This is a genomic window from Rhodovulum kholense (genome assembly GCF_003053725.1).
Lineage (GTDB): Bacteria > Pseudomonadota > Alphaproteobacteria > Rhodobacterales > Rhodobacteraceae > Rhodovulum > Rhodovulum kholense.
On the sequence record NZ_QAYC01000019.1, the window covers coordinates 33,490 to 46,426 of the forward strand.

The window sequence follows — 12,937 nt, forward strand, 5'->3', positions numbered from 1 at the left end:
ATCACATAAGATACCTTACCGGTTATTTTTGCTGCTCCCAATCAGCACTCTTTCTCTCTGCATTGCTTCACTGTCTTTGGTTGTACCAAAGGTTTGTGGCTCTGACGAAAACGGCCGTTTGAAGACCGAAGGATCGCCGCTCACTTGTTCGGGCTCCGCGATTGGCATATATTGCCATGACATCGAAGGGAGAAAGGACCATGGCAACCCGGAATGTCGTTCTGACCGACGAGCAGGACTCTTTCATTGCAGCGCTGGTCGCGGCCGGCCGCTATCAGAACGCAAGCGAGGCCCTGCGCGCCGGGTTGCGGCTCCTTGAAACCGAGGAGGCCGCGTTTCGCGAGTTGAAAGACAGGCTTGAGGCCGGTGTCGATCAGGCGCGTTCGGGTGTTCTGGCGCAGGGAAGCGGCGCCGAAGCCGTGAAGCGCGCCTTTGCCGAGGCACGTCGCCGACGGAATGACGCGTGAAGCCTTGGCGCCTGACCGAGCAGGCAGAACGAAGCCTGATCGACATCGCGTTATGGACGATCGATAGATTCGGTCCGGCCCTGGCCGCGATCTACGAGCAGGAACTCCTCGAAAGATGCGCCGCCGTGGCCTGCGGTCATGCCGTCACACAGGACTGCTCGATCCTGATCGATGCGTCGGATGCTCTCGGGCTGCGGTTCACCCGCGCGGGCGAACACTTTGCTGTCTTTCTGGATCGGCCCGACGAGATCATCTTCATCGACTTCGTCCATGCGCGCACCAACCTCCCCGCACGGATCGCGGCGCTTCGCTCCCGAGAGGAATTTGGAAAGCGGCCGCGGTCGTGATGGCGCGCAACGACCCTTGAGCCCTCACGGGCGGATTCTCAACCGCTGCAGGGCGGTCAGACCGGATGGCTGCCGTGGGAGCGAATGCAGGCGCGCCATGACCTGCCCCCTTTGGGTCCCTCATTCATAACGAGAGTCTGCGGTTTTGAGATTGGTCGTCTGAGCGGTCGCTCTGGGCAAGCGCGCCGGGCGCGGAGCCCTCAAATCGCTCAAGCGTCCGGCGCGCTTCGAGCGGCGTCTTGTTTCCCAGAAGCGCTAGTCGCGGGACTCTTTGAAGACGATATGGCGGCGTATTTTCCCGATCTGGACGCATCGTGACGAGGTCGAAGATGAAGTGGTCTGGGTCACGTCCGTCAAGCTGGTATAAATTTCCGGTCGAGAACTGGCCTTCTGGCCACTCGCACGGCCGAGCGCGACAGCCTCATTCCGGCGCGCTGCGCTCAGCCAGGGATGGCCCGGCCGCCAGTGCCGCCGCCACCCGTCCAAGCCCCAGGGCCAGCACCGCCGCCGCCCGCTCGGGGCTGTCGGCCTCGGCATAGACGCGGAATTCTGGGGCGTTGCCCGAGGGGCGCAGATGCAGGATCTCGCCGCTTTCGAAGCTTACGCGCAGCCCGTCGGTGCGGTCGCAGCTAGCTTCGCGCCCGAACGGTGCGAAGAAGGCGGCCCGGGCCTCGGCCGAGCCGTCGAGCCGGGACAGCAGCGCCGCCGACGCCTCGGGGGCCACCTCCTGCAGCCGGTCGGCCGCGGTGTGCCGCGCGGGCAGCGCCGCCACCAGCCCCGCAACCCCGTTTGCAGCCCGGGCCGCCGCCAAGACAGCCACCAGCGGCAGCATCGAATCCCGCGTCATCAGGGGGGCAAGCGGCCCGGCCGGGCCGCGGGCGGCAAAGCCCAGAAGAAAGCCGCCATTGGCCTCGAAGCCCACCACCCGGGCGGCCGGATCGGCGGCAAGGATCTCTTCCATCGCCGCGATCACGAAGGGCGAGCCGATCCGGGTCAGCCGCACCGTTTCGAATTCAGGCAGGCGCGTCACCAGGCTGTTCGACGAAACCGGCGTACAGACCGCCTCTGCCCCCAGCGCCCGGGCGGTGATCGCGCCCAGGATGTCGCCCGGCACGACCCGGCCCGCGGCATCGGTCAGCATCGGGCGGTCGGCATCGCCATCGGTCGAGACCAGCGCATCGAGCCCCTGCCCCGCGCACCACTCCGCCAGCATCGCCCGGGTTCCGGCATCGACGGCCTCGGTATCGACCGGCACGAAGCTGTCCGAGGGGGCCAGCGCCACCGGCTCGGCCCCGAGCGCACGCAGGATCTCGACCATGGTCTCGCGCGCGACCGAGGAATGCTGATAGATCCCGACCCGGAGCCCGGCCAGCGCGGCGGCGCCAAAGGCCTGAACATAGCGCGCGACATAGGCCGCCCCCGCCTCCGGCGCGGCGATCCGGCGCCCCTGCCCTGTCGCGGACGCGGAACCGGGCCGGGCCAGCGCCTGCCCGATGGCCGCCTCGTCCGCCTTGGATATCTCGCCCGAGGGCAGGTAGAATTTCAGCCCGTTGCGGTCGGCCGGGATATGGCTGCCGGTGACCATGATCGCGGCGGCTCCCGGCCCTTCCTCACCCTGCCCCATCGCCGCCAGCGCCAGCGCCGGGGTCGGCAGCGCGCCGCAGTCGACCGCCTCGCGCCCGGCAGCACGGATCGCGGCGATCACGTCCTCGGCGATCCGGGGCGAGGAGGCACGCAGATCGCGCCCGACAAGGACCCGGGGCCCCGCAGGACAGGCCGCCAGGAAGGCCCGGACATAGGCGCCCACCAGATCGGGGGTCAGCTCGCTGACGAGCCCCCGCAAGCCGCTGGTTCCGAATTTCGGTGCCATTCTCGTCCTTCCTTCCCAACCCCGCCAAGACGGTGCCGCGGATCATCCGTAGGGGTGCAGCCCCTCAAGCCCCCGGCCCGCGCGCAAGGCGGCATAGATCTCGGCCGTATGCCCGGCCTTGGCGGCCCAGGTGTAATGCGCCACGGCATAAGCCTCGGCCCGGCGCGCCATTTCGGCATGGGCCTCGGGAGCCTCGAGGCAAGCTTCCATCGCGGCGCGATAGTCCCGCACCAGCCCCTCCAGAGGCTGCAGCGCGATGCGCGCGCCCCGCCCCCCGGCGGCAAGATGGCCGGGCGCCCCGTAATCGGTGACCAGACAGACCATGCCCGAGGCCATGGCCTCGATCACGACGCCCGCCCCCAGCTCGCGGATCGAGGGGAAGACGAAGACATCGGATTGCCGCATCGCCTCGGCCACCTCGGCCTGGCTCCGGCGGCCCTCGAAGATCACCCGGTCCCCGGCGCCGGCCTCGGCCACCATCGCCTCGAGCCGCGGCCGCTCGGGCCCGTCGCCCACCACATGCAGCACATGCGGCTTCAGCCTCTCGGAGCCGATGAAGGCCCGCACCGCCACCTCGGGCACCTTGTAGGGCACGAGCCGTCCGGCAAAGAGAAAGTGCCGTTGCCCATCGCCCGCCAGCACAGGCCGCCGCCCCCGGCTGTGGAACATCTCGGGATCGAACCCGATCTCGGGGAAGTTCACGATCCGGTCCGAAAGCCGCTGCGGCAGATCGGCGATCGTATGCGGGAAGGCCGCGAGGATCGCCGCCGACCCGGAAAAGGTCGAGCGCGCGAAGGGCAGGAAACGGTAGAGATCGCGCAGCCCCCGCAGCCGCTCGCGCTCGCGCTTCTGCTCGCCGCGAAAGGCCGCGGGCCAGTCGAGATTGCCGTTCAGCGGGCCAAGCACGAAGGGCTGGCGGATCCGGCCCGCGATATAGGAGGGCTGGGTCGGCGACATCGGCGTGATCCGATGCACGATGTCGAAGCTGCCGGCGTCAAGCTCGGCCCGGAACCGGCGCAGGGCCTGCCATTCGAAGGCGATATAGGGCGGATAGGCCATGATCTGGTTGGTCGACCAGGCGACCTCGCTGCCGCCTCTGAGCAGCCGGGCCAGCCGGTACATCCGCGCCGCGATCCACTCATTGTCGATATAGACCACGGGACAGCCCATATCCCCGGCCGCCTCGATATTCTCGCGGTTGCGGATATGGGTCGCCAGCGTCACATCGGCGACCCGGGCAAGCGCCCGGGCATATTTGTAGCCGACGACCGGCAGCGACGGCCATTCGGGATTGCAGCTTTCGGCCAGGACCAGAACGCGCGGCCTGTCTGTTGTCGTCACGATTGCTGTCTCCGGATGAAAGGCCCAAAGGGTGCCGCAAGGCGGGATCCGCTCAGCATAGCCGCCCCGCCTGCCAGGAGGCCAGCGACAGCCCGGTCAGGTCCTCCAGCCGCGGGATCTGGGGATGGAAGCGTTCGGCCAGCATCTGGCGCGTCGCGGGCTCCATCGGCGGCGGCTCATGCGCCCTGCCCGCCCCGGCCGGCAGCACCCGCTGGCGCAGGGCCGCCCGCAGCGGATCGGGCAGAAGCCGCCGCAGCGCCCAGAGCGGCCCGACCCGGCCGCGCAGCCGCTGCGCCCCGGCCGCCGCCCCCAGCGCATCGAAATGCGCGCTTGAGACGTTCCGCGCCGCGGCCCCGCCGCCGAAGGCCGCCTCGGGCAGCGGATCGAGCCCGAGAAACCCGGTGATCCGGCGCAGCGTGGCGCGCGGGTCGTCGCGGAAGGCCTCGAAGGTCAGGAACAGGAAGCGATCGCGCGGAAACTGCGCCAGATAGGTCTCGATCTGCAGCAGGTAATCGCTGCCCGCGAGGCAAAGCTCGGGCGTGTCGGGGAAATGCGCGTTGAAAGGCGCCAGCGCCTTTTCGCGGGGGGCCGCGAGGGCATGGCGCTCGGGCAGGATGAAGTCTTCGAAGCGGCGATGCACGGCATAGTCGCGGGTGCCGTTCTGGTAGTTCTTCACCAGCTGGACATAGAAGGAATAGGCCCGCGCCACCGGCTCGCGCAGGACATAGATGAACTGGGCCCCCGGCGCATGGCGGGCGATCCGGGCGGCGGTGTCGGGGAAAAGCGGCGCATGCGAATAAAGGGTCGAGGCCTCGCCCACGCGCTGGCCCGGCCGCGCCCCGGAAAACAGTGCCGAATACGTCTCTATTCCGGCCGAATAAAGGTCGTCGCGCGCGAAGAACTCGGGCTCTTTCGGGGTCGGCATGAAGACGTCGGGATGCTGTTCGAGCAGCGCGAAGATGCTGGTCGTCCCGGCCTTGGCCGCGCCGATGATGAAGAAATCGGGAAGCGTCATGTCTGGTCTCCTCGCCCGGCAGGGGCGGCCGGGTGAAACGGCGAACGCCGAACCTGCGCCATGGCTAGACCGCCCGATGGGGGTCGAAGATTGCGGCGCGTTCGGCCTCGATCCCGGCCACGGCCCGGGCCCGCCCGACCCGAAGCGCCCGGCGCTGATAGGCCCGGATGAAGGCCACGAGCCCCGCATCCGGGTGGCGCGGCGTGCGGCGCAGCCAGGCGCCGAGATAGCCCTGCATCATCGCCAGCCCGCCCAGCACATAAGGCGGCTCGAGCCCGCGAAAGACGCAGGTCGCCGCGAAATACAGCGGGTCCGAGCCCATGTAATACTGACCGAAGCCGTGCCGCCGGCGCCCGGTATAGATCGAGCTCTGGGACGACCCCATCGGCCGCAGATGTTCGAAATTCAGGTCGGGATGGTCCCAGCTGACCGCAATCCAGCCCAGCTGGCGCGCCTTGTGGCAGTCGATCGCATCCCACATCACCGCGCGCACGAAGCCGCCGATCTGACGGAAACAGGCGCTGCGGTAGAACTTGGTCATGCCCACCGACATCTCGTCGCCGCGCCGCTCGGACACCAGCGTGCCGCCGCGCCGGATATAGGGCTTGCCCGAACAGGTGCCGATCCGGGGCTCGGCTTCCATCCGCTCGATCAGGGTCTCGAAATAGCGCGGCGGCAGATCGAGATCGAGATCGAGCTTGCACAGATAGGGAAAGGCGCCCGGCTCGACCCGGTCGAGCCCGGCATAGAAGGCCTCGATCACCCCCGGCCCCACCGCCCGCTGGCCGCGGTCGGGCTTGGCCACGATCTCGATCCAGGGGCAGGCGGCGGCATATTCGGCCAGGATCTTCGGCGTCTCGTCGGTCGAGCCGTCATCGACGATCACCCATTTCGCCGGGCGCAGGCTTTGGGCCAGCACGCTGTCGAGCGTCCGGCGCATATGCGCCGCCTCGTCCCGGCAGGGTGAAATCAGGACATAGGCGCGGGACGGATCGGACATCGGACCATGGGACAATCGAAAAAACTGCGGCCTGTATAAGCCGAACCGCCCGAAATCGCAAAACGCAGACGCCCTGCATTGCCCGCTTTTTTCATGACCCCCGCAGTTGTGCCAAAAGCCCCCCTCGGCTATCTCTCGACCGAGAGCCGGACCGAAATCGACTGTCTTGCGGGCTTCTGCCGACCGGCGCCGACAGGGCCCGTGTTGTGCTGTACAGGTCCGGCATGAGCCTGCGTTACCGCCCCGAAATCGACGGCCTGCGAACCGTCGCGTCGCATCCTATCCTTCGACAAGAGACAGATCCCCTTGCCCGATGCATCCCGGTGCAATCTGGTGCCCCCTGCCCTTCCGATGAAAGGACATTGCCTTGCGACCCGACTTCCTCCTGATCGGTGCCATGAAATGCGGCACGTCCACAGTGTCTGCCTATCTCGAGGATCATCCCGAGGTCTTCATGCTGCCCGGCCGGGAGCCGAACTTCTTCAGCCATGACGAAATCCATGACCGCGGCACGGACTGGTACGAAGGACTTTTCGACGGGGCGGCGGGCGCGCGCCGGATCGGCGAAGGGTCGAACGATTATGCCTCGGGGCTGATCTATCCCGACACCGCCTCCCGGATCGCCGCCTATGCCCCCGAGATGCGGCTGATCTACATGGTGCGCGACCCGGTGGCCCGGCTTGCCTCGGCCTGGGTGCAGAACCGGGTGGACCAGGGCGACCAGGTGCCGCCGACGCTCGAACGGGCGGTACGCGAGATGCCCGACCGGTATCTCGGGCAGAGCCTCTACTGGCACAACCTTCAGCTTTACCGGGCGCATTTCCCCGACAACCGGATCTTCATCGGCTTCATGGAGGATCTTAAGGCCGACCGCTTCGGCTTCTTCGCGCGGCTTTGCGATTTCCTGGAGGTCGAGCCGCTGAACGAAATCCCGCGCGGCCATGTCAATCCGAGCCGGGGCAAGGCGGTGCCGGGGCAGCTTTATTCCGCGCTGAACGCGCTGCCGGGCATCGGCCGGCTGAAGGCGCTGGCGCCAAAAGGTCTGCGCCGCACGGTCAAGACCCGGCTGCTGAGCCGCCGGATCGGCGAGGCGCCCGAGATCTCTGCCGCGCTGCGCCGCGAGCTGGCCGAGCGGCTGGGTCCGGACAGCCGGGCGTTCCTGGCCCATTGCGGCCGACCGGCCGACTTCTGGGGGCTCTAGTCAGCCCTCGGGGCCGCGGCCCCCCTCCTGGCGGGGCCCACGCCCCGCCGGTCAGTCCCGGACATAGCGCTTGCGGAACACGATGTAGCGGTTGCCGAGGAAGTTGAAGATCATCCCCGCCGCGACCCCGATCATCGCCGAGACCTGCAGCCCGTAGGCCCCGGTCAGGATCTTGTGGCTGAGCCACAGCGCCACCGCGTAATTCACCGCAAGCCCCACCATCGAGGCACCGACGAAGCCCACGAACTGCCGGCCCGCATGGCGCCCGCGCGCATAGCTGAAAGTGAACCGGCGGTTCAGCAGGAAATTGGTCACGAGGCTCACCCCGATCCCGCCCGCCAGACAGATCCAGGGCGCGAGCCCGGCCAGCTGCAATCCCGACAGCACCGCCAGGTTCACGACGACGCCGCTGGCACCGACCACCAGGAACTGCAGCAGGTACATCGCATTGGCGAAGCGGAAGAGGTAAAGCCGCCGCAGGTGCTGGATGTATTTCAGCTGCTCCTTCAGGGTCAGCTTGCTTTCCCCGAAGCGGCGGTCGGAGAAGTCGATCGGCACTTCGCCGACATTTTCCATGCCGCATTTGACGATCAGCTCCAGCGCGATCTTGTAGCCGACCGGGTTCAGCCCCCGCGCGGCATCGAAATCGGCCTTGCGCAGCGCGAAAAAGCCCGACATCGGGTCGCGCACCTTGGTCAGCGGCCGCGCAAGCCACGTGGCAATGGCACTGTTCAGCCAGCGGAAGAGCCCCCAGTCGTCATCGGTCGAGCCCCCCGGCACATAGCGCGACCCGATCGCGAATTGCTGGCCCGAGGCGAGCCCGAGGATCATCTGCGGGATCGCGTCGACCGGATGGCTCAGATCGCAATCCATGCAGACCAGCACCGGATGGCGGGCGGCCCGGAACCCGTCGAGCACCGCCGGGCTGAGCCCGCGGTCGCGGGTGCGCACGATGATCCGCGCCCAGTCGAACCCGCTGGCCGCCACCGCCTCGACGCTGCCGTCGCGGCTGTCGTCGTCCATGAACAGGACTTCCAGCGTCAGGTCGTAGTCCCGCCGCAGCCGGTCCAGCTCGGCCAGCAGATGCGGAATATTCTCGGCTTCGCGATAGGTCGGGACAATCACGCTGATCCCGGTATTGATCCTGATCTGGGCCAGATCCTCGCCCGCACGCATTGACACCCCCCGATTACCCCCGACAGCGCACCGTCCCGCAGGCTCTCTCCTGCGGCCCCCTCGGCCACGGCCCCGAGTTTGAACCGCCCTGCCCTTTTGCGTCAATCGGCCTGCCACCGGCCCGGATTTTCGCATGCGAAAATCCGGCGGACTGTGTCAAAGCGGCGCCGCCCCCCCTTTTCGCAGGCCCTCCGCCACCCTGGCGGGCAGCATTCGCTTGAGATCGCGCCCCATCTCGATAGCAATTGACCGGGGCGCGGCTGCGGCCACGCCATCGGGGGATAGGTCGGGGGGGGACCGATGACACAGACGGACATGCAGGCCCAGAGCCTGCCGCGCGGTCTCTGGGCCGTGCTCGGGCTGCTGGCGCTGGAGATGCTGGCGCTCAGCGTCAGCTACAAGCATGCGATCGACTTCACCTGTCTGGCCAACTGGCCGCACCGGGTCTGCAGCGGCGCCAGCGGCCTGATGGTCAGCGCCTTCACGACACTCGGCGCGCTGGCGATCCTGGCGATGCTGGCCCGGCGCGCCTTTGCCGACCTCCTGGCCGAGGCCCGCCCCGCCCTTCTGCCCCTGGCGCTGAACCTCTCGGGGCTGGCGGCGATGAGCGTCCCAATCCTCTTTCTGCGCGAAGGTTCGGGCACCGGCTCGCTGGCGCCGACGCTGGCCTTCTGGGCGCTTGGCATCGGGCTCGGCGGGCTCGGCACGGCCCGGATGCTGGCCCCGCCCGAACGCTGGCGGCACTTCCTGCGCGCCACCGGCTGGACGCTGGCCGCAGTGGTCGTGGCCGGGCTCGCGGCGCCAGGTCTGGCGATCCGGCTGCGCCCGCTCTGGCGGTTCGACACCGTCACCGACACGACCTTCGCGCTGGTCTCGCGCGGGATGGACTGGCTCGGCTACGAGGTCGATGCCGACCCGGCCGCCAAGATCATCGGCCGGGGCAATTTCCATATCGACATCGCCCCGGTCTGTTCCGGCATCGAGGGGATGGCCCTGGTCACGTTGTTCGTGCTGCTCTATCTCGCGCTCTTCCGCCACGAGCTGCGTTTTCCCAGAGCGCTGATCCTGCTGCCGGTGGGGGTTCTGGTCAGCGCCGCGCTCAACGTGGTGCGGATCGTGGCGCTGCTGGCCATCGGGCTGTCGGGGCATCCCGACCTGGCCGTGGGCGGGTTTCACAGCCATGCCGGATGGCTGATGTTCACCTGCATCGCGCTGGGGCTGATCGCGCTGGCCCAGGGCCTGCCCGCGCTGCGCCACGACCCCGAACCGGTTGCCCCTGCCCGGCCCGCGCTGGACCGGCCCTCCCTGCCGCCACTGCACCGCGACCCGGCCGCGGCCCGGATCTTGCCCTTCGCCGTCTTCATGCTGACCGCTCTGGTCGCCTCGACCGTGTCGCAGGCTCCCGGCATGCTCTACCCGATCCGCGCGCTGGTCCTCGGCGCCACCGTGGCGCTCTTCTGGCCGATCTATGCACGGCTCGACTGGCGCGCCGATCCGATGGCGATCGGGGCCGGGCTCGCGATCGGGGCCGTCTGGGTGCTGATCCCGGTCGCACCCGCCGAAACCCCGCCCTATGGCACGCTGACCGGCACGGCGCTGATGCTGTGGTATCTGCTGCGCGGGGTCGGCACGGTGCTGCTGGTGCCACTGGTCGAGGAACTCTTCTTCCGCGACTATCTCGAGGGCAAGCTCCGGATCGGGCAGGGCCGGGCCTGGAGCGTCTTCGCGGCCCTGGTCTCGGCCGGGGCCTTCGCCGCGCTTCATGACCGCTGGGCCGAGGCGCTGGCGGTGGGGCTCGTGCTGTCCTGGATCTGCCGCAGGCGTGGCCGCGTCGGCGATGCGATCCTCGCCCATGCCGTGGCCAATGCCACGGTCTATGCCGCCGCACTGGCCAGCGGCCGGCTCGAGATCATCTGAGCCGGCCGCGCGCGGCCAGGAAGGCCTCCAGCGCCTCGGCCAGCTCGGGCCCGACGCCCTCGCCCGAAAGCACAAGCCGCCCCTTGCGCGCCTCGAGCCTGATCCCCGGTACAACCTCGCGGCCGCGCGGGGCCAGGGCGGCAGGCGCCTTGCGCAAGGCCCGCTCGATCAGGCGGCGTTCGGCCTCGGCATCGGCAGGCGGGGTTTTCTGCAGCGTCGCGCTCAGCCGGGCGGCAAGATCCGGATCGGCCTTCAGCCCGGCCACGATCGCCAGCCCCAGCTTTTCGGGAATCGCGGTCGGAAAGCGCAGCGCCGACCCCAGCGCCCGGTGCAGCGCCACGAAAGACAGGATCTTCGACCGCCGGGCAGGGGGGGCATTGCCGAAGAGGCCTTTCACTGCCGCCGCCGCATCGGCAAACAGCCCCATCCGCACCGCCTCGGCAACCAGACGGCCGCGTTCGTAGAAGGACAGATCGGTCCGGATCTCGTTTTCCTCGACCATCGCCAGATAGGCTTCGGCCGCGCCCTCGGGGCTGCGCAGAAGGCACAGAACCTGCCCGAACCGCGGCTCGCCGGTCTCGGCGGCCAGATCGCTCAGTGCCGCCAGCCGCCGCGCCCCGGAAATCAGCCCGTACCGGCCCTGGCCCAGATCGGTCACCTCGATCGGGGTCTGCTGGCCGCGCGCGGCCAGGCTCGCCTTCAGCGCGGCCATGTCCTCGGCATCGTGATGCATCCGGTCGCGCAACAGATGCCCGGCCTCTATCGCCTCAAGCGGCAGCGACAGCACCATCCGCCCCTCGCGCCGGGCGGCCGAAACCTCGTCGGCCAGCTGCTCGAGCGCGGCCTGGCTGGCCGAGGCCGCGGCGATCTCGGCCACCGGCGGACGCGATAGGACGGGCATCGGCCCCGGCAGACCGGCAGAGGGGTCTTCGGCCGGGCCGGTGAGCGGAGACAGGCGTTTGCGTCGGGCCATGCGGGGTCTTCCTTCGACGAAAGGGCAGGTCAGGGGCGGGCGGTCATTCCGCCGCGGCGGCCCGGGCGGTCTCTTCGCGGCGCCAGATCCCATACAGCAGCGTCTTGAACGCGGCATAGGTCGCATCGAAGGTGGCGCGCCCGCGGGCATAGGTCTCGCGGTTGAAATCGCGGTAATCGGCCTCGTAGATGCCGTTCACCTGTTCTCCGGCCTGGCCGATCAGCGCGGTGAAATCCTGCCGGTGGGGCGACAGGACCTGGCCCATATAGGCCTGGATCAGCCCGGCCATCTCGGCCTGCTGCCCGGCATCGTAACGGGTCATGACCGCCCGGACCGCATCCCATTCGAAATGCAGCTCTTCGCGCCCCAAGGCCCGGGCGGCGACATTCTCGCCCTCCTCGATCGAGGCGAAGGTCGCATGCAGCATGTCGAAGAAGCGCCCCGTGGAATCGAATTCGAGGAAGGAGGCGCCGAAAGGCACCAGCAGGATATCGGCCGCGGCCAGCCCGTTGATCGTCAGATAGCCAAGCGCGGGCGGGGTATCGAGAAACACCAGATCATAGGCATCGAGTACGCCGTCCTCGGCCAGCACATCGGTCAGCGCATCCCAGAGCCGCCAGCCCCGCGACTGCATCCGCCAGACCGGGATCTGGAACTCGGACCAGTAGAGGTTCAGCTGCGCGCCGATCAGGTCGATATTGGGCCAGTGGGTCTTGCGGATCAGATCGGGCGCCTTCAGCTTCAGCGCCTCGGTCAGGGTATCGTCGAAGGGCAGGGGAGGCTCGCCCCGGTCGAGCCTGCGCTGGTTGTCGGCGCGCAGCGTGGTCGCGTAATGCCGTGCCAGCAGCGGAAAGACGGTCTGCCATTCATCCTCGATCTGCCCGCCGAAGATCGAGGTCATCGAGCCCTGGCTGTCGAGATCGATCACCAGCACCCGGTAGCCATCAAGGGCTGCCGACATCGCCAGATGCGCACAGGTCGAGGTCTTGCCCACCCCGCCCTTGAAATTCGCGACCGCCACGATCTTGGCCGGCAGGTCCTTCGGCCGGTAGGGCAGGTAGTTCTTGGCCTTCGAGCCTTCGGCCCCGAAATGCGCCCGCAGCCGGAGCACCTCGTCGAGGGTGAACCATTTCGCGCCGCCCTCGCTTTCGCTCTGGCCCTGGGGCAGGTCGGGGTTCTGGCGCAGCACCCGGCGGAAATGGGCGGGCGCCACCGGGATCAGATAGCGGGTGATTTCCCAGGTCGAAAACAGCCTGAGCCGGCGCGCCCCGGTCTCGTCGAGCCCGCGCGAGGCCAGATCCTGGCGGCCCCTTCGACAGGCCTCGGCCACGGCGGCGAAACCGGGCGTGTCGGCGGGCGGGCCCAGAAGCTCTGCCGCCCGGTCCGGAGAGATGTTCAGATAAGGGGGGATGTCGTCCCTGCTCATGGCTGCCCTGCCCGATATGCCGCTTTTTCTTCAATGTACGGCAAAAGACGGCACATGTAACCCGAAATCGCACATGGGCACTTCAAGGCCCTTTTTTCATAGCCGGAATCGGGTGCTTCCAGGGGATCAGACGGGTGGGGCAGGGGCCCAGCGATTTTTTTTGGTTAGATAATCCGTTAGTAAACGTTACAGGATCTGCCCTTT

At 68.3% G+C, this 12,937-nt stretch carries 11 protein-coding genes and 1 pseudogene; 4 read left to right on the forward strand and 8 right to left on the reverse strand.

The genetic code is table 11. The features are described 5' to 3' along the window. Window positions 1–200: 200 nt before the first annotated feature. Window positions 201–467: a type II toxin-antitoxin system ParD family antitoxin gene (locus C8N38_RS18145; RefSeq protein WP_108028553.1), complete on the forward strand. Its 267-nt coding sequence runs from the start codon at window positions 201–203 to the stop codon at window positions 465–467. Further along, on the forward strand, window positions 464–814 hold the full coding sequence (locus C8N38_RS18150; RefSeq protein WP_108028554.1) for a type II toxin-antitoxin system RelE/ParE family toxin: 351 nt from the start codon (window positions 464–466) through the stop codon (window positions 812–814). Before C8N38_RS18145 ends, C8N38_RS18150 begins: the two co-directional genes overlap by 4 nt. A gap of 124 nt (window positions 815–938) precedes the next feature. Here C8N38_RS18150 and C8N38_RS18155 read toward each other — a convergent pair. The 5 genes and pseudogenes from C8N38_RS18155 to C8N38_RS18175 form a co-directional block, all read right to left on the reverse strand. Beyond that, window positions 939–1,064 (reverse strand): annotated as a pseudogene (locus tag C8N38_RS18155) (IS3 family transposase); the annotation flags it as partial. A gap of 171 nt (window positions 1,065–1,235) precedes the next feature. Next, on the reverse strand, window positions 1,236–2,684 hold the full coding sequence (locus C8N38_RS18160) for a phosphomannomutase (RefSeq protein ID WP_108028555.1): 1,449 nt from the start codon (window positions 2,682–2,684) through the stop codon (window positions 1,236–1,238). A 42-nt stretch (window positions 2,685–2,726) separates the two neighbouring features. Then, the gene (locus C8N38_RS18165; RefSeq protein ID WP_108028556.1) at window positions 2,727–4,025 is read right to left on the reverse strand and encodes a glycosyltransferase family 4 protein; all 1,299 of its coding nucleotides are present in this window, start codon (window positions 4,023–4,025) and stop codon (window positions 2,727–2,729) included. A 52-nt stretch (window positions 4,026–4,077) separates the two neighbouring features. Continuing rightward, window positions 4,078–5,040 carry a sulfotransferase domain-containing protein gene (locus C8N38_RS18170; RefSeq protein WP_158272384.1) on the reverse strand — a complete coding sequence of 321 codons (963 nt, stop codon included), beginning with the start codon at window positions 5,038–5,040 and terminating at the stop codon, window positions 4,078–4,080. Between the two features lie 64 nt (window positions 5,041–5,104). Beyond that, window positions 5,105–6,040: a glycosyltransferase family 2 protein gene (locus tag C8N38_RS18175; protein ID WP_108028558.1), complete on the reverse strand. Its 936-nt coding sequence runs from the start codon at window positions 6,038–6,040 to the stop codon at window positions 5,105–5,107. A gap of 367 nt (window positions 6,041–6,407) precedes the next feature. Between C8N38_RS18175 and C8N38_RS18180 the strand changes: the two genes are divergently transcribed. After that, window positions 6,408–7,241 carry a sulfotransferase domain-containing protein gene (locus C8N38_RS18180; RefSeq protein ID WP_108028559.1) on the forward strand — a complete coding sequence of 278 codons (834 nt, stop codon included), beginning with the start codon at window positions 6,408–6,410 and terminating at the stop codon, window positions 7,239–7,241. A gap of 51 nt (window positions 7,242–7,292) precedes the next feature. Here the strand turns inward: C8N38_RS18180 and C8N38_RS18185 are convergent, their stop codons facing one another. Next, a complete protein-coding gene (locus tag C8N38_RS18185) occupies window positions 7,293–8,417 on the reverse strand; it encodes a glycosyltransferase (protein WP_158272385.1) in 1,125 nt (374 codons plus the stop codon). A 300-nt stretch (window positions 8,418–8,717) separates the two neighbouring features. Here C8N38_RS18185 and xrtE point away from each other — a divergent pair, with 300 nt between their 5' ends. Beyond that, a complete protein-coding gene (gene xrtE / locus C8N38_RS18190; RefSeq protein ID WP_108028561.1) occupies window positions 8,718–10,334 on the forward strand; it encodes an exosortase E/protease, VPEID-CTERM system in 1,617 nt (538 codons plus the stop codon). Here the strand turns inward: xrtE and C8N38_RS18195 are convergent. Continuing rightward, window positions 10,327–11,307, reverse strand: a complete 981-nt coding sequence (locus tag C8N38_RS18195; RefSeq protein ID WP_108028562.1) for a ParB/RepB/Spo0J family partition protein — start codon at window positions 11,305–11,307, stop codon at window positions 10,327–10,329. The genes xrtE and C8N38_RS18195 overlap by 8 nt on opposite strands. Window positions 11,308–11,350: 43 nt before the next feature. Further along, the gene (locus C8N38_RS18200; RefSeq protein WP_108028563.1) at window positions 11,351–12,733 is read right to left on the reverse strand and encodes an AAA family ATPase; all 1,383 of its coding nucleotides are present in this window, start codon (window positions 12,731–12,733) and stop codon (window positions 11,351–11,353) included. Window positions 12,734–12,937: the final 204 nt, after the last annotated feature.